The following is a 21,879-nucleotide window of genomic DNA, read 5'->3' as shown; positions in this document are numbered from 1 at the left end:
GCAGCGCTGGTGTAATAAAGCCCCTCCCCACGACTGGAAACCGCGTCGTTAAACCGCTCACTAAGTGAGTAGCTAAACAAGCCACTTTCCTGAAGGCTGACTTGAAGTTCTGGGTACTGCGCCCCCTCCGCCTGTAAGGCGGTAAGAAATTCATAGTTGGGATCACTGGGCGGTATACCAGCAGCACAGGAAACCAGTGCACAAGCGGCTGCGTCCCATGCTCTAGCTCTTTCTGGATCACGCTGAGCCAATTCATCCAAGAGCTTGGCTTCGGCACTGTGCAACTGCCTGTTATAAGCCGTCGCATTCTTCGCCAACTCCGCCGCCTTGGCCGGGTCGCCACCAGTTGCCGTGGCCGCCGCAACCCCGATCAGTTGCGACACCATAAGCTCCAGGCCCTTGTCACCTTTGATCACACCTGCAAGCTGTTCGACCAGCAGCTCGTTGGCACCTCCAGCCAGCGCACCTGTCTTGAAGTCGCCCCCCGTTGCTTCACTGAGCAAACCGCTCACAACAGCATGCAGAGCGATTTTCTCAGGGCTGCCTTCCGCCCACTTGATCCCCTCCACCCACTTGCCATCGGCAAAGTCACCCACGCCATGGAAGACCCCCGCCTGCAGCAGGTGCTGCATCTGGCCAGTTAAGGCTGTTTGCAGATTGCCACCCAGGCTACCGCCCTGAATCGCGGTTTGCGCTACGGCCTGCACTGCGCCCTGCGCACCGAGATAGGAGCCGAACTTGGCTAGATCACTGGCCTTGCTGAGGTCAAAGCCTTTGGTGACTTTATTGATGTTATCGCCCGTAACACCAAAGGCACTGTCCAGCATCCCTGAGGTGAAGCCAGCGGTGATGGCCGAGGTCGCGTAACCCTTGAGGTTGCTACTGGAGGTCACATCCTTCAGCACTGCCCCGAGGTTGCCGCGATTATTGATGGTGCTGACGGCAGCATTTGTAGTTGCCCCAGTAGCGGCCGCAGTCAATGCCACGTTGGCCCAGCCAGCCGCAACCGTTGACCCCGCAGTAGCGCCAGCAGCCACAGCCGACAAGGTGGCTGTCCCCGATGCGGCCATTGCAGTCCCTGAGCCAGCGGCAGCGCCACCTATAGAACCAATACCTTGGCTAAGCATAGGGCCGGCAAAATAGGCTACTACAATCGCAATAACCATCTGCGCCCCAGCCCCCAACCCCGAATGGCTGTACTTGAAGGAGTCATGAATCTCCTTCACCTGCCGCCAATCGACATCCCCGCGCTGTTCCATCTCCTTGAGCCAAGCCAGCTCGGGATCGGCCTTGACCATGGCATCGATGGTCTGGCTGACGCTCTGCTGGTGGACCTCCTTGACGTCGATCTTCAGGCCATCCACGGCCTGTATCACCAGGTCGCCCTTGGCGATCAACTGGCTCTGATAGAGGGTTTCATCCGTGCTGCCCTTGCCCTTGGCTGAAGTCCAGGCCAGGCTGTTGCTGCTCTTCTCATGGCTCTCCTGATCCAGATCCTTGACCGCCTCGAAGGTGATGCTGCCGCCGCTGTCGAGGATCAGGTCGTTGCCGCTTTCCAGGCGCGCTTTCTGGTACAGCTGGTCGCCTTCGCTGATCAGGATCAGATCACCCCCGGTGGTGATGGAGCTCCCGACGTTGCGTACGGTGGTGACTTCGTCGCGCTGGGTCTTCTTGCTGCCCCAAGAGCCTTTTTTCTTCATGTCATACAGCGAGTACTCGCTGTTCTGGGCAGCCAGCAGTGCCAGCTCTCCACCCGCGTACAGGTAAGCGTCGCCCTCGGCCTCCAGGCGGCTGGCAGACAGCACCAGGTCATTGCCTGCTTGCATCACCAGGTCGCCGCCAGCACTGATGCCGCTGCTGCGCTGCACGACGCTATCGGCCTGCTGTGTCGTCTTGGTCTTGCCCTGTTTGCGATAGGCATATTGATGCTGTTCATCGGCCGCCGAGGCGATGACCAGGTCGCTGCCGGCAGCCATGTCGATATCGCCATCAGCCTTGACCTGGCTGGCGACCACAGCCAGATCCCGCTGTGCCAAAAGCGTCAGACTGCCGCCGACCTCGAGGCTGGAGCCATGTTGGGTGATGCTGTTGTCGTAACCCTGCTCACGCCTGCGCCGATACTCGTAAGTGTCGACTTCGGCCTGGCTGACCAGGCTCAGGTCACGACCGGCACTGAGCAACGCATTGCCATCAGCCTGGATGACGCTGCCCAGGCTCTGGATATCGCGACCGGCGCTGATGGTCAGGTCGCCACGCGCTTCGATGCGTGCTGCATTGTTGACGATGTCGTTGCGCAGCCGATCATTGCCTCCTGCAGCATGCACGGTGGTTACGCTGCGCTCGTTGATTACGTCCCCGGTCAGCGCGGTCAGGCTTAGCTCACGACCATTGATGATGCCGCCTTGAGCGTTGCGGATGCTGTCGGTAGCCAGCAGTTGCAGGCGCTCCCCTGCTTCCATCAAGCCACCGTTGAAGATGTTGCTTGCCGTGGCACTGAGATTGGCGCTGGCACGCAGGGTGCCTTGGTTGAGCAAGTCGCCGCCACTGATCAGGTTTACATCGCGCCCCTGAATCAATGCACCGTTCGCAGCCAGACGGCCTTGGGCCTGGGCCAGGTAGAGCACCGGCACCAGTACCTTCTCGCCCAGCACCTCGTGCTCCTCCAGCCAGACGATGTCGTGGGTCAGTGCCGCTACTTGTTCGGCGGTCAGGGTTACACCCAACGACAGCCCAAGCGCTTGCTTGCTCGCGATGGCGTTATCCATGAGATAGCGGAACATCGCTTCGTCACTGGTAAGCCCGGCCAGATAACGCTGCCCGGTGCGAGCCACCACCGCTTCTCGAATCAGGTGCTGTTCGTAAAGGCCATCACCCAGGCGTTTCTGAGCCTGATCGGGGTCGTAGCCCAGATTACCGAGCAGGTAGTCGGAGTTGAGGAAGTTCTTGAGATTGGTCAGCGCCGGGTTGGTTTCAATCAGGTACTTGTGCGCGGCCGGCGAACGGTTGTTATCGGGTGGACCAGCGATGGTCTGCACGTGCTGGTTCGAGGGCGCACCGACGGCGTTGCCGTTGACCACTGCGTCCATAACCTGGCTACCAGATCCCGCCTGGCTGGCCTGAATCTCAGCACCCGGCTGCGTCGACTGCCCCGCCTGGGCGCTCAGGCGGAACAGGCCATTTTCGCCAACGGGCAGGCTAAAACCGGGCAGTTGAACGGGGTTGACCTGTTTTTGCGCCAGATCTGGCGGCAGTTGCGCGGTGATGGCTGGCGCGCTGATGTGGCCACTCAGCGTTACGTTGGTGTCATGCCCGCCTGTCGGCCCACCGCTTGCGTAGTTCGCACGCACCACACTGTTGTCTATCCGCTGGCTGGCGTTGATATTCACCGCTCCGCCGGCCTGGATGATCGCTGATGCCGCTACTGCCCCCGAGATGGGAACCGAGTATGAGGTAGTGTCGTAGAAGCCCTGATTACCTACGGACGCAAGAATACCGGCCACGGATATTGCACCTGGCTGATAGCTGGACGAGGCAGGATTATTGTAGAGATTGAACAGGTTCTTGTTGTCGATAAAGGTGCTGTACGCCGAACGATCACGGGTGTAGTAGCCGCTGTTTAAATGACGCTGTTCGCCGCCACCTGCACCGGTGTTACGCAGGACGTCGGTAGAGATGGCGATATCGCCGACTGCGGAAACCGTGCTGTACTGGTTCTCGAAGGTCGATCCGTTGAAACGGAAATCACCGCCGCTGGTGATGAAGGCAGCAGGTGAGTCCTTGCTACCGATGACAACATCCTCGTAGTTCTCGACTGAACGGAAATACAACTCGCAGCCCTTGCCTTTGCAACGGTCATCCGAGTACACGTCGAAACTGCCGGACACCATTCGCAGTTCGGTGCTGAAACTCTCGCGCCGGTTGCTCAGCTCGCGGGCCTGGATGCGCATGGTGCCCGCGCTTTCCATTGAGCCGGAGATGTTTTCCAAGCGGTCTAACCAGCCATCGGCGTCATTGGCGGCGATATCGAGTCGACCGAGGCTGTAGACGCTGCCGCGCTGGTTGGTGAACTGGCCAGTGCGCAGCAGCATGTCCTGCCCACTGAAGATCAGGCCATGTTCATTACGCAGGACAGGCGCATAAAGACTCAGGGTCTGGGCGCTACCAAGCGTGCCATGGTTGTTCAATGTGGCAGCGCGAAGCGTGAAATCACCCGCAGAAGCGATCTGCCCAGCGTTGCGTATCACGCCACCGACAGTCAGCAGCGCATCGGCGCCACTGGTGATTTTGCCTGTACTCGCGAGATCGAGGCTGGCAGCCTGCAGGTCCAGACTGCCCAAGCTGCGTAGCCCACCGCCGCCTGCATAGCTGTCACTCAACGTCAGTTCGAGGCCACCATCGCTGGCGATCAGCCCCTGGTTGACCCAACGAAGCCCCTCGCCAATCAGCCGCTGGGTGGCCAGCAACCGAGCCCCGGAGCCCAGAGTGAAATCATCGACGCTCAGGGTCAGCTCTCGAGCCTGCAAGGTGCCATCCAGGGTCCACTGACCGGCGCGAATATCGAGCACACCATTGGTCATCAAGGTGCCGCCGGCACGCATGATTTCACTGGTGGACAGGCCCCAATCACCGCTGCCCACGTGGGAAATGGTGCCTCCCGTGTTGAGCAGCTCGCCGAATTCGAACGAGAGGTTGTGGTTGGCTACTTCGAGCAGACCACCACGATTGTCGAACGCCCCTACGGTGGTGCTGAGATGACTGGTACCCGACTGGCCGAGGGAGCGTAGCGTGCCTTGTGCGTTGGCCAGGCTGGTGGAGCGCAGCAGGAGCCTGTCGCCGGCCTCGATCAGTCCGTGGCGATTGTTAAGAGCGCCACCGAGGCTGAAGTCGATGATCCGCGCCGAAACCTTACCGCCCTCTGCGCTCGAACCTCCTTGATTGTCGAAGCTGCCGGCTTGGACGCTCAGCAAGCCATGCGCATACAGACCGCCACCCTGATTGGTGAACGTATCGGTAATGATCCGGCTGTCGCCTTCCAGTGAGGACAGATGGCCTGCAGAGTTGTCTACCTGGCCGCTAGCCAGAGTGATGTCGCGTTTCGCCTGAGCGGTACCACTGCTGTTGTTGAACAGACCCGCCAGGTTCAGTCGCAACCAACCCAAGGCACTGTCGAGAACACCTGCGAAACCGTTGTCCAGGCTTTGTGCCTGGAGTTCGAGATTGCCGGTTCGACTGGCGATCTGCCCTCCCCGATTGCTCAGGGTCTGATCGATCTCGGCGCGCAGGTCTTCATGCGCCTGCAGACTGCCAGCGTCGTTGAGCAGCTCATTGGCCACGAGAGCCAGGCTACCCTGTCTGCTGTAAATCAACCCGTCGTTGGCATTGTGAAGCGCACCGCCCACCTCAAGGGTCAGATCCCCATCAGCCGCCAGGGTGCCGGAGCTGCTGTTGTCCAGACTGGCAGCAAAGACGTCCAACAGACTGCGACTGATCAGTTGCCCCCCGCGGTTGTCGATACTGCCGGCCTTGAGCAGTAACGCACCACCACTGACCAATTGGCCAGCACCACCATTGCGCAGGCTGCCGGTCAGCAGCACGCGCATGGCATTAGCAGAGCTGATGCGACCGCCCTGGTTGTCGAGTGTCTGCGCGGCAAGGACGAGCGTATCAGTGGCGTCAATCCGGCCTGATTGGCCGTTGAGCACCTGCCTGGCTCGAATATCGAGCTCGCTGGCTGCAACCAGCCCCTGATTCCGGTTGTCGAGCTGCTCGGTGGCATTCAGCTCAAGTCCAGCCTCGCTGGACAGGATTCCGCCCTCGCGATTGTCCAGACTGGCGACGGTAATCCGTTGGTCGCCGCGACTGACCAGCGCCCCGTGATCGCTGTTATTCAGCGCCCCGGTCAACTCGACCTTCAGGGCGCCCTCACGACTGGACAGGGTTCCCCGCCCACTATTGTCAAGGCGATCGCCCTCAACACTCAAACCCTGCCAGCCCGAGAGCAAGCCACCTGCGCCATTGACCAACTCTCCAGCGCTCAGCGCCAGGTGTTCGCTGGCGATGATGCGTCCGCCCTGGCTGTTGTCCAAGAGCGCACTGCCAATCTCGATATCCTTCGCCGCGGACAATTCACCACCGCGATTGTCCAGCGCGGCGACTTGCTGCAGGGTCAGCTTCTTACCTGCATTGATAAGACCGCCCTGGTTGCTGAGCCTGCCATTGCCCATATCGATGCTGACATTGGCGTCCCCGAGCAGGGCACCGCCTTGGTTCGCCCACTGTTTAGCACTCAGGCTGATATCACCCTGGGCGGAGACTTCGCCCAGGCTGGAGGAGTCGAGTTCGTCAGCCTGAAGCGCCAAGGCGGCTGAGCTATTGATCAGCCCCTTACCGGTGTTGTCGATCTGCCCGGCCAGCAGACTCAGCCCTTGCTTGGCATGAATGACGCCACCGCGGTTATCCACCTGGCCGGCGACCTCAAGATTCACGCGGGCAGCACCAATCAGCCGCCCCTGCTCCTGTATCAGCCGCGAAAGCCTGAGCTGAATATCGCCGGATGCAGACACCTCTCCCAGTTGTGAGGAGTCGAGCGTGCCTGCTCTCAAGTCCAAGCCACCCAGCGTGTTGATCAGGCCGAGATCCCGGTTGTCGATCGTCTCGGCAGACAGCGCCAGACCCTGCTTGCCGCTGAGTACGCCGCCGCGGTTATCAAGCAGACCGCTCACCTGCACATGAGCCTGGGTCTCGCCCAGCAGACGACCCTGGCGCTGCACCAGCTCGGCCACCTGGATATCCAGCGCACCGCTCGCCGACACCTCGCCCGCGTTGGAGGAGTCAAGATGATCGGCCCGCAGGTCAAGCGCGCCGGCGCTATTGATCAGGCCGCCATCCTGGTTGTCGATCCGTCCTGCCGAGAGCTGGACTCCTTCCTTAGCGCTGAGCGTACCGCCGCGGTTATCCAGGGTTGCGGCATCGGTAAGCATCAGCTTGTTCCGAGCCACAATCACACCAGCCTGGTTATCCAAGCTGCCGCCCTGCAAATCCAGGCTGACATCGCTCTCGCCTATGAGGCGTCCACCACGCTGCACCAACTCATTGGCCTGCACAGCGAGAGTGCCCTTGGCGGAAACCTCGCCCTGATTGGAGGAGTCGAGCTTGTTGGTGGTGAGCACCACACTGCCAGAGCTATTGATCAGCCCCTGAGCACTGTTGTCGATCCGCTGGGCGTTCAGACTCAGTGCCTGCTTGCCAATGAGCGCACCGCCGCGGTTGTCAATTTGATCGACATGAGCATCCAGAAGAGCCTGGCCGACGATCAGGCCATCGTCGCGGTTATCGAGATTGCCGGCCCGCAGCTCCAGATTCCGATTGGCGTGGATATCGCCCTGACGGTTTTCCAGGGCCCCCTCGACCAGCAATCCAGCATCGCCCTGGCTCTGCACCAGGCCACCGCTATTGTTGAAACTCTCGCCACTGATCTGCAGTTGCTGATCGGCAAGAATCCGCCCCTGATGATTGTTCAGATGCCCGACCTCGACCTTGGTCAGAGTCGTACCGCTCAGAGTGCCGCCCTGGTTGTCCAGCACCTGGCTGGCATTGACCTGCAATTGGCCATTACCGATCAGGGTCCCGGTGTTACGCACCTGCTGGGCGCTGATGTTCAGGTCCGTGGCAGCGCGGCTGTTGTCAGGCCTGACACCCGCTTCGATCACGCCCTGGTTGAAGACCTGTGCACCACGCAGATTGACGTTGCCCGCTGCTGCCAGGCTCTGCTGCACCTCGATCTGATTCTGGGCGCCGACGTCGGCCTTGCCACCAGCGTAGGTCTTGCCGGCCAACTCCACCTCACTGGCCCTGAGCTCCAGGTTGCCACTGGCCGAGGTCTGCGCCAGGCTCAGCTTGCCGTTGGCATCGATCTGGATATCCCCGGCGCTGGCGGCCATGTCGCCGGCCAGTTTTACCCCCACGCCCTGCTCGGTGCCGACCAGGCGGATGGCGCCCGCGTACATACCACCCAGGGCCGAGCTGTCGATGGCCAGCATCGGCTTGTTCGAGCCGTCGTCGGCCTTGGCGGTGGCGGCCAGGGTGGTGGCATCCACCTCGTTGCGGCCGGTGATGATGTTGAGCTTGTTGGCGTGCAGCTCGGCGTTAAGCTGCGCGCTACGGGTGATCAGGTCGAACTGGTCGAGGTTGCCGGCATTGAGCCCCTGGCCTTCGATGGCGATCTGCCCGCCGTCGACGTCGAAGCGCTGCAGGCGGCCATTCTCGATCACCGGGGTGCCGGTGCTGAGGGTGACGCGCGGGGTGTTGATGAAGCCGCAGCCATCGCAGGTGATGCCGTGCGGGTTGGCGACGATGACCGCAGCCGAGCGCCCGGCCACTTCCGTGTAGCCCTTGAGCTGGCTGGCGTTGCCGCCAGTGACCTCGTTGAGAATCAGCCCGGCGGCGCCGTTCTTGAGATTGGAGTTGCCGATGATGATGCCGCCCAGCTGGGTACTCTGCAGCTTGTCGGTGGCGTTGTTGAGGATCAGCCCCTGCTGGCCGACGTTGTAGTCGCTGAACTTGTTGTGCGACAGGCCGCTGCCATTGGGCGTAGCGATATTGACCACGGGCACGCCATTGCCGGCCTGGGTCAGGGAGGTGTTGCCACCTGCGGCCTGGTCAACTGCCAGTTGCGCCGCAGTGGCAACGATAGGGTTGAGAAACAGCACGCCGGCAACGATCAGGGCGATGTTCTGAAACAGGGGACTGCGTACGTCCATGTCGATACTCCAACCAGCCATCCGGCCGGGCAATCAGAAGAACAGGTCGAATCGGAAATAGACCGGGCGCTCGTCACGCTCGATGACGTCGGGGCGCTCCAGGGCATGAGCAAAGCTCACCGAGGCAGCCAGGTGCTGGCCGCGCAGGGCGAACTCGAGGGCATTGCCCGTCATGCGGCCACGTTGCTCGGGGTTGTGCCGGCTGCCGTGGATCACGCCAACGTCATAGGCGAAGGCCAGGCTGTACTCGTGCACGAAGGGGCGCAGCGCCTCCCAGGTCACCGGGCGGCGCCAGCGCAACTGGTTACGCCAGTAGCCACCGGTGTCGCCGGACAAGGACTCATCCTTGAAACCGCGCACCGAACTCAATCCACCGATGCTGATGCGCTGCGGGCTGAACAACACGTCTTCGCTCTTCTGGCCATAGGCGAGGCTGTCAAAGCTGAAGGACTCGCCCCACAGCGCGAACGGCTGCAGGTAGCTCAGGGCCAGGGTGTATTTGTTGTAGCGCGCCACCGGCTGGCTGGCTTGTGGGTTGCCGGCACGCTGGGCGTCGAAGGCACCGATACCGCGTTGCCAACCAAGATCGGCGTTGACGAAGGCGCTGCCGATACGGCGGCCATGGTTGAAGCCCAGCTGCGCTTCGGACAGGCGCGTGCTGGAGGTGTCGATGCGGTTGCCGAGCAGGAAGTTGTTGGTGCGCAGGTGGCTGGCACCCAGGTTGAGCGAGGTCTTGCTGACGCTATCGCGATGCAGCACACGCTCGCCGCGCAAGGCGTGGGTCTTGCTGTCGCCATCCTGCTCGAAGAGGAAGCCGCCACCCTCGCTATGCGTGCGGTAATAGCTCTGGCTGTAGCTGTAACTGAAGTTCCACCAGCCGTAGGGCACCTGGTAGATCAGGCTCTGGCTGTGAGAGTGGCGGTAGCTGTCGCTCACCGCATCGCGGTTGGCGCGCAGGCTGAGCTGATCGGCCAGGCCGAGCGGGCTGTCCCAGTCGAAGCTCAGGCCCCACTGTTGCTCGCCGGTGCTCTTCTGGCCGTCGTTGTGGCGGTTGAGTCCGGCACGCCAGGGTTTGTCGCGCTGGCCCTGCAATCTAACGCGACTGCCGCCTACTTCCTCTCCCGGCACCAGCTCCAGCTGGGCCTGACGCGATGGCAGGCGGTTGAGCTGGTCGACCAGTTGCTCCAGTTCGCGCAGGTCCAGCACTTCGCCTGGCTGGCCGGGGAAGCCCATGGCCAGTTCGCGGTCGCTGGCCAACTCGGAGCTGTCCAGCCCTTCCAGGCGGCCTTCGACCACGATGACGCGCAGCTCGCCCGAGGACAGGTCCTGCTGCGGCAGGTAGGCGCGCGAGGTGACGTAGCCGCGGTCGATATAGAACTGGGTGATGGCCTTGAGCAGCTCGTTGAGCTGGCCAACGCCCAGGCATTGACCGGCAAAGGTCTGCAGGATGGTTTGCTGGTCGTTCTCAGCGAGGAGAGTGGCGCCGTCCAGGCGGATCTGCTCGATATCGAAGCAGCGTTCGTCTTCGACGGGTGCGGCTTGCAGTTGAGGCGTTTCGCCAGGAAGTTGCTGCAGCTCTTCGAGGCGGCGCTGCTGCTCCTGCAGCAGGCGCTCCTGACGCTCGCGGATCAGTTCACGGTCGCCCGGCGTCTGCGCCAATGCGGTAAAGGGAAGAGACAACAAGCAAAGCCATACGGCCAAAGGTCTACAACGGAAAGGCATGCCTTCAGTCCTTTGAATAGCAGAAAAACGACGTCGGAAAAACGGCGCCGATTAAAGCACATGGCACCTTGACATCACATGTCTAAAAACTGAACAACTTCACATTTGCGGGCATTGTTCACTGCTTAGCCGACGAATGGAGCCTGGAAGAATCAGGAACGGGACCCGAGCACCTGACTCCGGCCCACCCGATGGGCGAGCCCCCAGGCCGCAGGCCCCGGGCAGAGATGCCTATGAAAGGCGGCCTTGACGGCCTCGTAGATCCTCAACCTTCAGCGCGGCGCGTAGGCGAATACGTCGGCGCGCATCTGGTGGGCATCCATGCCGGCTTCGACCAGTGCGTCGAGCGTGGCGTAGACCATCGCCGGCGAGCCGCTGGCGTAGACGTGCAGCGACTTGAGGTTGGGGAAGTCCTCGCGCACCGCTTCGTGCAACAGGCCGCAACGGCCCTGCCAGCCACACTGGTCGCTGACCACCTGGTGCAGGTGCAGATTGTCCAGCTGCTGCCACTGGGCCCAGTGCGGCAGTTCGTAGAAGTCCTCGGGCCGGCGTGCGCCCCAATACAGGTGTACCGGGTGGGCGAAGCCGGCAGCGCGGCAATGCTCGATCAGGCTGTGCATCTGGCCCATGCCGGTACCGGCGGCGATCAGTACCAGCGGGCCATCGGGCAGCTCGGCGAGATGGGTGTCGCCGTATGGCATCTGCACGCGAGCCATGCCGCTGCTGCGCAGGTGTTCCAGCAGCGCGATGCTGCTCTCCTCGCGGGCGAGGATGTGCAGCTCCAGCTCACGCCCGGCATGCGGTGCCGAAGCCAGGGAGAAGGCCGCCATCTCGCCATCCGGGCGCTGCAACAGCAGGTACTGCCCGGCGTGATAACGCGGCACTTTGCCAGCCGGGGTGCGCAGACGCACGCGGAACACATCGCCACCCACCGCCTGACACTCGATCACCTGGCAGCTCAGCTCGCGCACCGGCAACTCGCCCGGCGCCAACACCCCATCCCAGTGCAGCACGCAGTCTTCCAGCGGCTCGGCCAGGCAGGTGAACAGCTCGCCGTGATCCAGCTCGGCGCCGTTCTGCCGCACGCGCCCTTCCACCAGCAGCGCGGCGCAGATATGGCAGTTGCCGTTGCGGCAGCTTTGCGGGCAGTCGTAGCCCAGACGGCGAGCGCCATCGAGGATGCGTTCCCCCGGCTGCAGGGCGAGGGTGATGCCGGAGGGTTGCAGGGTGACGTTCATCAATCGATTCCCAGCTCGCTCCACAGCGCGTCGACACGCGCCACCACGGCCGGATCCTTCTCGATGGCGCGGCCCCATTCGCGGCTGGTCTCGCCCGGCCACTTGTGGGTGGCGTCCAGGCCCATCTTCGAGCCCAGGCCGGAGATCGGCGAGGCGAAGTCGAGATAGTCGATCGGCGTGTTGTCGATCATCACCGTGTCGCGTTTGGGGTCCATGCGCGTGGTAATCGCCCAGATCACGTCGTTCCAGTCCCGTGCGTTGATATCGTCGTCGGTGACGATAACGAACTTGGTGTACATGAACTGTCGCAGGAACGACCACACACCCAGCATTACGCGCTTGGCATGGCCTGGGTACTGCTTCTTCATGGTCACCACCGCCATGCGGTAGGAACAGCCTTCCGGCGGCAGGTAGAAGTCGGTGATCTCGGGGAACTGCTTCTGCAGGATCGGCACGAACACCTCGTTCAGCGCCACGCCGAGGATTGCCGGTTCATCCGGCGGGCGGCCGGTGTAGGTGCTGTGATAGATCGGATCGCGGCGGCGGGTAATGCGCTCGACGGTGAATACCGGGAAGGTGTCGACCTCGTTGTAGTAGCCGGTGTGATCGCCGTAGGGGCCTTCCGGCGCGGTCTCGCCCGGATGGATCACGCCCTCGAGCACGATTTCGGCGCTGGCCGGCACCTGCAGGTCGCTGCCAATCGCCTTGATCAGCTCGGTGCGATGACCGCGCAAGAGGCCGGCGAAGGCGTATTCGGACAGCGTATCGGGCACTGGCGTCACGGCGCCGAGGATGGTCGCCGGGTCCGCGCCAAGCGCGACACAGACCGGGTAAGGCTTGTCCGGATGCTTCTGGCACCAGTCGCGGTAATCCAGCGCGCCGCCGCGATGGCTGAGCCAGCGCATGATCACCTTGTTGCGGCCGATCACCTGCTGGCGATAGATGCCGAGGTTCTGCCGCTCCTTGTTCGGGCCTTTGGTGATGGTCAGGCCCCAGGTGATCAACGGCGCCACGTCGCCCGGCCAGCAATGCTGAATAGGCAGTTTGCCGAGGTCGACGTCATCGCCCTCTTCGATCACTTCATGGCAGGGCGCGTCCTTGACCACCTTGGGCGCCATGGAGATGACCTTCTTGAAGATCGGCAATTTGTTCCAGGCGTCCTTGAGGCCCTTGGGCGGCTCCGGCTCCTTGAGAAAGGCCAAGAGCTTGCCGATCTCGCGCAACTCGGAGACGTCCTCCGCGCCCATCCCCAGGGCCACGCGCTTGGGCGTGCCGAACAGGTTGCCGAGTACCGGCACGTCGAAACCGGCGGGCTTCTCGAACAGCAGCGCCGGGCCGCCCTTGCGCAGGGTGCGGTCGCAGATTTCGGTCATTTCCAGAATGGGCGAAACCGGGGTCTGGATACGCTTGAGTTCGCCGCGCTTTTCCAGTTCACGGATGAAGTCGCGCAGGTCGCGATACTGCATGCAGGAGCCTCGTGTCGGACAGGCAGGAGTCGGCCGCAAAGTTTAGCGCCGAAGTCGGGCTTTCAGAAGGCTTGAAAGCCTCCAGATACGACAAGGCCGGGTTTCCCCGGAATGCTGTTCACTTTGGAACGGTCAAGTGCGATCAGTCCCCTCGCCCCTTTGGGGAGAGGGTTAGGGAGAGGGGAAAACTGGCCGTTATACGGTGTCTTCAGCCCTCTCCCCCAACCCCTCTCCCATAAATGGGAGAGGGGAGCCAAACGCGTGCAACCTTAAGTGAACAGCACTACGGGTTTCCCCGGCCTTGTGGCATAGCGCAACGTCTTACTTGCGCTTCATCGACAGGAAGAACTCGTCGTTCGTCTTGGTCGCTTTCAGCTTGTCGATCAGGAACTCGATGGCCGCGATCTCGTCCATCGGGTGCAGCAGCTTGCGCAGGATCCACATGCGCGACAGCTCTTCCTCGCCGGTCAGCAGCTCTTCGCGGCGGGTGCCGGACTTGTTGATGTTGATCGCCGGGAAGGTGCGCTTCTCGGCCACGCGGCGATCCAGGATCAGCTCCATGTTGCCGGTGCCCTTGAATTCCTCGTAGATCACCTCGTCCATCTTCGAGCCGGTTTCGATCAGCGCGGTGGCGAGAATGGTCAGGCTGCCGCCTTCCTCGATGTTGCGCGCGGCGCCGAAGAAACGCTTGGGCTTCTCCAGGGCATGGGCGTCGACACCACCGGTGAGGACCTTGCCGGAGCTCGGGATCACGGTGTTGTAGGCACGCGCCAGGCGGGTGATGGAGTCGAGCAGGATGACCACGTCCTTCTTGTGCTCGACCAGGCGCTTGGCCTTCTCGATCACCATCTCGGCGACCTGCACGTGGCGGGTCGGCGGCTCGTCGAAGGTGGAGGCGACCACTTCACCGCGCACGGTGCGCTGCATCTCGGTCACTTCTTCCGGGCGCTCGTCGATCAGCAGAACGATCAGGTGCACTTCCGGGTTGTTACGCGTGATGTTCGAGGCGATGTTCTGCAGCATGATGGTCTTGCCCGCTTTCGGCGGAGCGACGATCAGGCCACGCTGGCCCTTGCCGATCGGTGCGCAGAGGTCGATCACGCGACCGGTGATGTCCTCGGTGGAGCCGTTGCCGGCTTCCATGGTCAGGCGCTGATTCGGGAACAGCGGCGTGAGGTTCTCGAACAGGATCTTGTTCTTGGCGTTTTCCGGGCGGTCGAAGTTGATGCTGTCGACCTTGAGCAGAGCGAAGTAACGCTCGCCTTCCTTCGGCGGACGGATCTTGCCGACGATGGTGTCACCGGTACGCAGGTTGAAACGGCGGATCTGGCTGGGCGAGACGTAGATGTCGTCCGGGCCGGCCAGGTAGGAGGAGTCGGCACTGCGCAGGAAGCCGAAACCGTCCTGGAGGATCTCCAGCACGCCGTCACCGGAAATTTCCTCGCCGCCTTTGGCATGCTTTTTCAGCAGGGCGAAGATGATGTCCTGCTTGCGCGAACGGGCCATGTTTTCCAGGCCCATCTGTTCGGCCATGTCCAGCAGTTCGGCAATCGGCTTTTGCTTGAGTTCGGTCAGATTCATAGGAATGACGTGATCATCGAGAGGAGAAGAAAGCTGTTAGCTTGAGAGGCCGCGCCGCAGAGAAGGCGACAGGATCGCGAACGAATTCGTATTGGAATGAATCGGCGACGGCGTGCAGAGGGCTGCATAAGGAAATGCAACGGGGCCGAATTTAACACCGTGAAAAAACAGCGTCTAGCCCGAAAAAGAAAAAACCCCGCGACCAGCGGGGCTTCTTGCAGTGCCGTAGGGTGGGCCGGGCGGCGCTCCGCTTCAGCCCACCACCACGTCACCTGCAACCAGCTCGGTGGGCTGAAGCCCACCCTACTTCTCAGATGTTGCTGTCGAGGAAGGCAGCCAGTTGCGACTTGGACAGTGCGCCGACCTTGGTCGCTTCGACGTTGCCGTTCTTGAACAGCATCAGGGTCGGGATACCGCGCACGCCATACTTCGGCGGGGTTTCCTGGTTCTCGTCGATGTTCAGCTTGCAGATCTTCAGCTTGCCCTGGTAGTCCTTGGCGATCTCGTCGAGCACCGGCGCGATCATCTTGCACGGGCCGCACCACTCGGCCCAGTAGTCCACCAGAACCGGACCCTCAGCCTGGATGACATCCTGGTCGAAGCTGGCGTCGCTGACGTTGGTGATGAATTCACTCATGGAAAGTCTCCGTATATGCGGAAGCAAAAAATTGCCGGGAGAAATTTTTGACGTCGCTTGCGACGGCCCGAAGGATTGCCGCCATGGACGGCAGGCAACCAAAAGTGGCGCCATCATAGCCCGGCTTGACTGACACCGAAAGGCACTGGCGATTGAGCCACTCAATAGTTTCAATCACCCAGCGTGATGAAGGCTATTCCAGTACGCAGCGCGGCAGCGCGGATGTGCTGCTGCATGGCCTTTTGCGCCGGGCCGGAGGCGTGCCGAGCCAGGGCCTTGAGGATCTTGCGGTGCTCCTGCCAGGTCTCCATGGCCCGCTCCGGCCTGATGAACGGCAGCTTCTGGCTTTCCAGGAAGATGTCGGCGCTGGAGGTCACCAGGGCGAACATCGCCTGATTGCCGCTGGCGGCGAGGATGCGCTGGTGGAACTCGAAGTCCAGGCGCGTCGCCTGCTCGAAGTCGCCGGCACGCAGCTCACGACGCATCTGTTCGACGTTGTCTTCGAGGATGTCCAGCTCCTCGGCAGTCATCACCCCGGCCGCCAGGCCGCAGGCGAAACCCTCCAGGGCGAAGCGCAGCTGAAAGGTGTCGGCGGCCGACACCTGCGCGGCGAATGGCCAGACGAAAGCACCGGCTGCCTCGGCTTTCGGCGCCTGCTGGACGAACACGCCCTTGCCGGCCTGCACACTGACCAGGCCCAGCGCGCTGAGCGATGACAACGCCTCGCGCAGCGAGGCACGGCTGACGCCCAGGCGCTCGGCCAGGTCGCGCTGCGAGGGCAGCGCATCGCCGGGGCGATAGCCCTCCTCCTCGATCAGGCGGCGGATGGCCTGCAGGGCGTACTCGGGTACCGCGCGGGGAGCGGAAGCATTCATTGCTGTTCGGGCCGGTCAGTCCAGTCAAGGCGCCTTTGTAAGGCCTCAATGGCTGTCCAGGCAAGCGACGCGCCCTTATGGAACAGCCCGCCAGCAGAACGCACCGAGATGGCCCAGAAGGATCTCTGACCACCTGGTCAGCAACGCCAACTGTTCAGACCAGTAAGACCTTGTTTCCACTCGCCCGCAGCGATTAAAGCCCTGAATTAATTGAATCTGGCACAGCCGATGCACTAACCGGATCAGGCAAAACGCTGGGTTTTCCTTCATTTGATCGGGAGTTCGACATGCGCACATTTCACCGCACCCTGCTGGGTACCCTGTTCGCCGCCCTGGCCTTTGGCGCCAGCACCGCTCACGCCGATGCACTCGATGACATCAGCAAGGCGGGCGTACTGAAAGTCGCCGTACCGCAGGACTTCCCGCCGTTCGGTTCGGTCGGCCCGGACATGAAACCACGCGGCCTGGATATCGATACCGCGCAACTGCTGGCCGACAAGCTGGCGGTGAAACTGGAGCTGACCCCGGTCAACAGCACCAACCGCATTCCCTTCCTCACCACCGGCAAGGTCGACCTGGTGATTTCCAGCCTGGGCAAGAACCCCGAGCGCGAAGCGGTGATCGACTTTTCGGCGCCCTATGCGCCCTTCTATCTCGGCGTGTTCGGCCCTGAAGACGCCGCCGTCTCCAGCCTCGAAGACCTCAATGGCAAGACCATCAGCGTCACCCGCGGCTCCATCGAGGACATCGAGCTGAGCAACGTTGCCCCCAAAGGCGCCACCATCAAGCGCTTCGAGGACAACAACTCGACCATCGCCGCCTACCTGTCCGGTCAGGTGGAGCTGATTGCCAGCGGCAACGTGGTGATGGTGGCCATTTCCGAGCGTAACCCCAAGCGCGTACCGAGCATGAAGCTCAAGCTCAAGGATTCGCCGGTCTACGTCGGTGTGAACAAGAACCAGGCCGCGCTGCTGGACAAGGTCAACACCATCATCGCCGACGCCAAGGCCGATGGCAGCCTCGAAGCGCTCAGCCAGAAATGGCTGAAGCAGCCTCTGCCGGCTGATCTCTGAGCCTGACGGAGCGCTAAGCCATGGCGTATCAGTTCGACTTCGCCGCCGTCCTGCAGCACAGCGACCTGCTGCTGCAAGGCGCGGCCTTCACCCTCGCGCTGACGGCGATCGGCACCCTGCTGGGGGTCGGTCTCGGCATCGTCGGGGCGATACTGCGCGCCTGGCGCATCCGTCCGTTCGACCGGATTTTCGGCGTCTATGTGGAGCTGATCCGCAATACGCCGTTCATCGTCCAGCTGTTCTTCATCTTCTTCGGCCTGCCGTCGCTCGGGGTGCGCCTGAGCGAGTGGGAGGCGGCCGTGCTGGCGATGGTGATCAACCTCGGCGCCTACTCGACGGAGATCATCCGCGCCGGCATCCAGGCCATCCCGCACGGCCAGCTCGAGGCCGCCAGCGCACTGGCCATGAGCCGCTTCGAGACCTTCCGCCATGTGGTGCTGCGCCCGGCGCTGGGCAAGGTTTGGCCGGCGCTGTCGAGCCAGATCATCATCGTCATGCTGGGTTCGGCGGTGTGCTCGCAGATTTCCACCGAGGAGCTGTCGTTCGCCGCCAACTTCATCCAGTCGCGCAACTTCCGCGCCTTCGAGACCTATCTGCTGACCACCGCGCTGTACCTGCTCATGGCCGTCGGGATTCGCCAGTTGCTGGCCTGGTTCGGCCGCCGCTTCATCATGGGAGAGCGCTGATGGACTTCACTCTCTGGGACATCCTGCGCAACCTGCTCACCGGCCTGCAGTGGACGCTGCTGCTGTCGCTGGTGGCCTTCGTCTGTGGCGGCATCGCCGGGCTGCTGGTGTTGCTGGCACGGCTGTCGCCACTGGCGGCGCCGCGCATCCTGGCCCGTGGCTATATCGAACTGTTCCAGGGCACACCGCTTCTGATGCAGCTGTTTCTGGTGTTCTTCGGCATCGCCCTGCTCGGCGTCGACGTGTCGCCCTGGCTGGCTGCGGCCACGGCGCTGACGCTGTTCACCAGCGCCTTTCTCGCCGAGATCTGGCGCGGCTGCGTCGAGTCGATCAGCCGTGGCCAGTGGGAGGCATCCGAAAGCCTTGCCATGAGCCGCCTGGAAACCCTGCGCCACGTGGTGCTGCCGCAGGCGCTGCGCATCGCCGTGGCGCCCACCGTCGGGTTCTCGGTGCAGGTGGTCAAGGGCACTGCGGTGACCTCGATCATCGGTTTCACCGAGCTGACCAAGACCGGCAGCATGCTGGCCAACGCCACCTTCGAGCCGTTCATGGTCTACGGCTTCGTCGCCCTCGGTTACTTCCTGCTCTGCTACCCGCTCTCGCTCGCTGCATACCGCCTGGAAAGGAGGCTGAATGTCACTGCTTAACGTCACCGCCCTGCACAAGTACTACGGCGACAACCATGTGCTCAAGGGCATCGACCTCAAGGTCGAGGAAGGCGAAGTGGTCGCCATCATCGGCCGCAGCGGCTCGGGCAAGAGCACCTTCCTGCGCACCCTCAACGGTCTGGAGTCGATCAACGACGGCGTCATCGAAGTCGACGGCGAGTACATCGACGCCGCCCGCGCCGACCTGCGCAGCTTGCGGCAGAAAGTCGGCATGGTGTTCCAGCAGTTCAACCTGTTCCCCCACCTGACCGTTGGCGAGAACGTCATGCTGGCGCCGCAGGTGGTGAAGAAAACCCCGTGCGCCGAAGCCGAGAAGATCGCCCGGCAGATGCTCGAGCGCGTCGGCCTGGCGGAGAAGTTCGACGCCTACCCCGAGCGCCTCTCCGGCGGCCAGCAGCAGCGCGTGGCCATCGCCCGCGCCCTGGCCATGTCGCCCAAGGTGCTGCTGTGCGACGAGATCACCTCGGCGCTCGACCCCGAACTGGTCAACGAGGTGCTGGCGGTGGTCAAGCAACTGGCCAGCGAGGGCATGACCCTGATCATGGTCACCCACGAGATGCGCTTCGCCCGCGAAGTCGGCGACAAGCTGGTGTTCATGCATCAGGGCAAGGTGCACGAGATCGGCGATCCGAAAGCCCTGTTCGCCGCCCCGCAGACCGAGGAACTGCGCAACTTCATCGGCTCGGTGAACCTGTGAACGCGCCAGCGCCCCTGCCGCTGCGCATCGAGCCGCTGACCCGCGCAGCCTTCGCACCCTTCGGCGACGTGATCGAAACGGCCGGCGCCACAGCCTTCCCGATCAATGCCGGCACCACCACCCGCTACCACGACCTGGTGCAGGTGGAGCTGGCCGGCGAATCGCCAAGAACTCTGGTGAATATCTTCGAGGGCAAGGCCGGGCACGCGCCCATCGAGATCCGCATGCTCGAGCGTCATCCGCTTGGCAGCCAGGCTTTCTACCCGGTGGACGGCGGACGCATGCTGATCGTCGTCGCCCCGCCTGGCGAGCTGGACGAGTCGAAAATACGCGCCTTCATCAGCGCGCCGGACCAGGGCGTGAACTACGCGCGTGGCACCTGGCACCACCCGCTGCTATGCCTGCAGCATCCCGGCCGCTTCCTCGTGGTGGACCGCGGCGGCGAGGGGCACAACTGCGACGAACAGCTGCTGAAACAACCCCTGAATGTGCTGGAGCTGCAATAACCACAGGTCTAGACCAGTTTCATGCGACATCCGTATGCGTTGGCTCATGCGCTCAGTCATGGCAGGATGCGCGGAAATCGAACGAGATGCCGCAATCATGCCCCAAGCCCCTGCCGAGAGTTTTCCCCTGATCGCCGCCATCGACCTGGGCTCGAACAGTTTCCATATGGTGCTGGCCAAGGCCGACAATCACGAGATACGTATCCTCGAGCGCCTCGGCGACAAGGTCCAGCTGGCGGCAGGCCTGGATGACGAGCGCCAGCTCAGCGAGGAAGCGATGCAGCGCGGCCTGGATTGCCTGCGCCGCTTCGCCCAGTTCACCAACAGCCTGCCGGAAGGCGCCGTGCGTATCGTTGGCACCAACGCCCTGCGCGAAGCGCGCAACCGCGCGGTATTCATCCGCCGCGCCGAGGAGATTCTCGGCCATCAGGTCGAGGTGATTTCCGGCCGCGAGGAAGCGCGCCTGATCTACCTCGGCGTCTCTCACAGCATCGCCGATACCCCAGGCAAGCGCCTGGTCGCCGATATCGGTGGCGGCAGCACCGAATTCATCATCGGTCAGCGTTTCGAGCCGCTGCTGCGCGAAAGCCTGCAGATGGGCTGCGTCAGCTTCACCCAGCGTTATTTCAAGGACGGCAAGATCACTCCGGCACGCTATGCCCAGGCCTACACCGCTGCCCGCCTGGAGCTGATGGGCATCGAGCAGGGGCTGCGTCGCCTGGGCTGGGAGGATGCCGTTGGCGCCTCGGGCACCATCAAGGCCATCGGCCTGGCGACCAAGGCTGCCGGCCTGGGCAATGGCGAGGTCACCGCCGAGGGCCTGGCGTGGCTCAAGCGCAAGCTGTTCAAGCTGGGCGAGGTGGAGAAGATCGACCTGGACGGCATCAAGCCGGATCGTCGCAGCATCTTCCCCGCCGGCCTGGCTATTCTCGAAGCCATTTTCGATGCCTGCGACATTCAGCGCATGAGCCATTCCGAAGGCGCGCTGCGTGAAGGCGTGCTGTATGACCTGCTCGGCCGCCACCAGCACGAGGACGTGCGCGAGCGCACCCTGGCAGCGTTCATGGAGCGCTATCACGTCGATACCGACCAGGCGGCACGGGTGGAGGCCAAGGCGCTGTCGGCGCTGGACAAGGTCGCAGCCGACTGGGGCCTTAACGACGACTGGCACCGAGAACTGCTGAGCTGGGGCGCCAAGGTGCACGAAGTGGGCCTGGACATCGCCCACTACCAGTATCACAAGCACGGCGCCTACCTGATCGAACACTCGGACCTGGCCGGCTTCTCGCGCCAGGACCAGCAGATGCTCGCGCTGCTGGTGCGCGGCCACCGGCGCAATATCCCCAGGGACAAGTTCGCCGAGTTCGGCGAGGAAGGCGTCAAGCTGATACGCCTGTGCGTGCTGCTGCGCTTCGCCATCCTCTTCCACCACATCCGCGGCACCCAGGACATGCCACAGGTGCAGTTCGCGGCCGGCGAAAACAGCCTGGAAATTCAGTTCCCCGATGGCTGGCTGGCAGCCAACCCGCTGACTCAGGCCGATTTCGAAGCCGAAGCGGAGTGGCTCAAGCGTATCGACCTGACCTTGAGCGTGCGTTGAGCGCCCGGTGCGCATGGCGCACCCTACGGCGCGGCTAGGCCTGTAGGGCGGGTGATGCGTAGGGCGGGTGAAACCCGCCACCCAACAAGACTGAAATAAGCCCGTTCTTCTTAGACGAGGGTGCGCGACCGCTGCGCCCTCAACCGTAAATGGGAGAAGGCCATCACTGCGGCACGCGCCCTTACACGCCCTCTCCCGCCCTTCGGGCACCCCGCTCCGCACCCTGGCCTGATCGCCAGCGATCAGGCGCTCATCGGCGCAGGAAGCGGTGCGTTGCAAATCTACAGCAGGCGGCCCTCTAAACCCTCTCCCGCCTTTCGGGCACCCTCTCCCGCAAGCGGGAGAGGGTCATCAGAGGGCTGCAAGCAGCC

13 protein-coding genes are annotated in these 21,879 nt (G+C 62.8%); 6 read left to right on the top strand and 7 right to left on the bottom strand.

What is annotated here, in order from left to right:
• The 7 genes from BLS61_RS21845 to BLS61_RS21815 all read right to left on the bottom strand — a co-directional run.
• Positions 1–8,759, bottom strand: an 8,759-nt coding sequence (locus BLS61_RS21845) for a two-partner secretion domain-containing protein (protein ID WP_090434659.1), incomplete at its 3' end; no start/stop codon positions are given.
• Between the two features lie 33 nt (positions 8,760–8,792).
• Positions 8,793–10,481, bottom strand: coding sequence for a ShlB/FhaC/HecB family hemolysin secretion/activation protein (locus BLS61_RS21840; RefSeq protein WP_090434656.1), 1,689 nt, complete (start codon positions 10,479–10,481; stop codon positions 8,793–8,795).
• 272 nt (positions 10,482–10,753) lie between these two features.
• Positions 10,754–11,719: a CDP-6-deoxy-delta-3,4-glucoseen reductase gene (locus BLS61_RS21835; RefSeq protein ID WP_090434652.1), complete on the bottom strand. Its 966-nt coding sequence runs from the start codon at positions 11,717–11,719 to the stop codon at positions 10,754–10,756.
• Complete coding sequence (ubiD, locus tag BLS61_RS21830) at positions 11,719–13,185, bottom strand: 4-hydroxy-3-polyprenylbenzoate decarboxylase (RefSeq protein WP_090434650.1); 1,467 nt, start codon at positions 13,183–13,185, stop codon at positions 11,719–11,721. Before ubiD ends, BLS61_RS21835 begins: the two co-directional genes overlap by 1 nt.
• Before the next feature lie 321 nt (positions 13,186–13,506).
• Entirely contained in the window at positions 13,507–14,766 is a 1,260-nt protein-coding gene (rho, locus tag BLS61_RS21825; RefSeq protein ID WP_090434646.1) for a transcription termination factor Rho, read from the bottom strand.
• 310 nt (positions 14,767–15,076) lie between these two features.
• Entirely contained in the window at positions 15,077–15,403 is a 327-nt protein-coding gene (gene trxA, locus BLS61_RS21820; RefSeq protein WP_004373332.1) for a thioredoxin TrxA, read from the bottom strand.
• 170 nt (positions 15,404–15,573) lie between these two features.
• The gene (locus tag BLS61_RS21815) at positions 15,574–16,278 is read right to left on the bottom strand and encodes a FadR/GntR family transcriptional regulator (RefSeq protein ID WP_090434643.1); all 705 of its coding nucleotides are present in this window, start codon (positions 16,276–16,278) and stop codon (positions 15,574–15,576) included.
• 287 nt (positions 16,279–16,565) lie between these two features.
• On the opposite strand from BLS61_RS21815, the gene BLS61_RS21810 reads away from it, so the two are divergent.
• From BLS61_RS21810 to ppx, 6 genes are all read left to right on the top strand, one after another.
• Positions 16,566–17,351: a transporter substrate-binding domain-containing protein gene (locus BLS61_RS21810; protein WP_090434639.1), complete on the top strand. Its 786-nt coding sequence runs from the start codon at positions 16,566–16,568 to the stop codon at positions 17,349–17,351.
• 20 nt (positions 17,352–17,371) lie between these two features.
• Positions 17,372–18,037: an amino acid ABC transporter permease gene (locus BLS61_RS21805; RefSeq protein WP_090434636.1), complete on the top strand. Its 666-nt coding sequence runs from the start codon at positions 17,372–17,374 to the stop codon at positions 18,035–18,037.
• The gene (locus tag BLS61_RS21800) at positions 18,034–18,684 is read left to right on the top strand and encodes an amino acid ABC transporter permease (RefSeq protein WP_208598835.1); all 651 of its coding nucleotides are present in this window, start codon (positions 18,034–18,036) and stop codon (positions 18,682–18,684) included. Before BLS61_RS21805 ends, BLS61_RS21800 begins: the two co-directional genes overlap by 4 nt.
• On the top strand, positions 18,671–19,402 hold the full coding sequence (locus BLS61_RS21795; RefSeq protein WP_090434630.1) for an amino acid ABC transporter ATP-binding protein: 732 nt from the start codon (positions 18,671–18,673) through the stop codon (positions 19,400–19,402). The genes BLS61_RS21800 and BLS61_RS21795 overlap by 14 nt, the downstream gene beginning before the upstream one ends.
• Positions 19,399–19,908, top strand: a complete 510-nt coding sequence (locus tag BLS61_RS21790; protein ID WP_090434627.1) for an ureidoglycolate lyase — start codon at positions 19,399–19,401, stop codon at positions 19,906–19,908. Before BLS61_RS21795 ends, BLS61_RS21790 begins: the two co-directional genes overlap by 4 nt.
• Positions 19,909–20,005: 97 nt before the next feature.
• Complete coding sequence (ppx, locus tag BLS61_RS21785) at positions 20,006–21,508, top strand: exopolyphosphatase (RefSeq protein ID WP_090434624.1); 1,503 nt, start codon at positions 20,006–20,008, stop codon at positions 21,506–21,508.
• The last annotated feature ends 371 nt before the right edge of the window (positions 21,509–21,879 follow it).

Origin of the sequence: Ectopseudomonas guguanensis (genome assembly GCF_900104265.1) — a bacterium.
GTDB classification, from domain to species: domain Bacteria; phylum Pseudomonadota; class Gammaproteobacteria; order Pseudomonadales; family Pseudomonadaceae; genus Aquipseudomonas; species Aquipseudomonas guguanensis.
Note: the sequence above shows the minus strand (reverse complement) of the source record. Positions and strands in the feature narration are given on the sequence as shown.

Excerpts from the sequence above, each read along its gene's own strand:
- BLS61_RS21840 (WP_090434656.1), bottom strand. The coding sequence starts at position 10,481 with ATGCCTTTCCGTTGTAGACCTTTGGCCGTATGGCTTTGCTTGTTGTCT.
- BLS61_RS21835 (WP_090434652.1), bottom strand. The coding sequence starts at position 11,719 with ATGAACGTCACCCTGCAACCCTCCGGCATCACCCTCGCCCTGCAGCCG.
- ubiD (WP_090434650.1), bottom strand. The coding sequence starts at position 13,185 with ATGCAGTATCGCGACCTGCGCGACTTCATCCGTGAACTGGAAAAGCGC.
- rho (WP_090434646.1), bottom strand. The coding sequence starts at position 14,766 with ATGAATCTGACCGAACTCAAGCAAAAGCCGATTGCCGAACTGCTGGAC.
- trxA (WP_004373332.1), bottom strand. The coding sequence starts at position 15,403 with ATGAGTGAATTCATCACCAACGTCAGCGACGCCAGCTTCGACCAGGAT.
- BLS61_RS21815 (WP_090434643.1), bottom strand. The coding sequence starts at position 16,278 with ATGAATGCTTCCGCTCCCCGCGCGGTACCCGAGTACGCCCTGCAGGCC.
- BLS61_RS21810 (WP_090434639.1), top strand. The coding sequence starts at position 16,566 with ATGCGCACATTTCACCGCACCCTGCTGGGTACCCTGTTCGCCGCCCTG.
- BLS61_RS21805 (WP_090434636.1), top strand. The coding sequence starts at position 17,372 with ATGGCGTATCAGTTCGACTTCGCCGCCGTCCTGCAGCACAGCGACCTG.
- BLS61_RS21795 (WP_090434630.1), top strand. The coding sequence starts at position 18,671 with ATGTCACTGCTTAACGTCACCGCCCTGCACAAGTACTACGGCGACAAC.
- ppx (WP_090434624.1), top strand. The coding sequence starts at position 20,006 with ATGCCCCAAGCCCCTGCCGAGAGTTTTCCCCTGATCGCCGCCATCGAC.